The organism is Nocardioides sp. F233 (assembly GCF_057813895.1).
This window is the reverse complement of sequence record NZ_JBVASH010000035.1, coordinates 1-290: the sequence shown is the minus strand read 5'-3', so window position 1 is coordinate 290 and position 290 is coordinate 1. Positions and strand designations below refer to the sequence as shown.

The window sequence follows — 290 nt, the reverse complement described above, 5'->3', positions numbered from 1 at the left end:
ACCCTCGACACCGTGGCCGTCGCAGCCGGTGACCCCGACCGCGAGCAGCCCTGGTCCGAGCTCGGCCTGAAGGCCGACGAGGACGAGCGGATCCGCGAGATCCTCGGCCGTCGCCCCACGGGTGCGGAGCTGGCGATGTACTCGGTCATGTGGAGCGAGCACTGCTCCTACAAGTCCTCCAAGGTGCACCTCCAGCAGTTCGGAGAGATCCCGCAGGAGACCCCGATCGGCCCGATGCTCGCCGGCATCGGCGAGAACGCCGGCGTCATCGACATCGGCCAGGGCTACGC

1 pseudogene is annotated in these 290 nt (G+C 69.3%); it reads left to right on the top strand.

What is annotated here, in order from left to right:
• A pseudogene (locus tag ACZYRU_RS26965) lies at nt 1-290 on the top strand (phosphoribosylformylglycinamidine synthase subunit PurL); the annotation flags it as partial.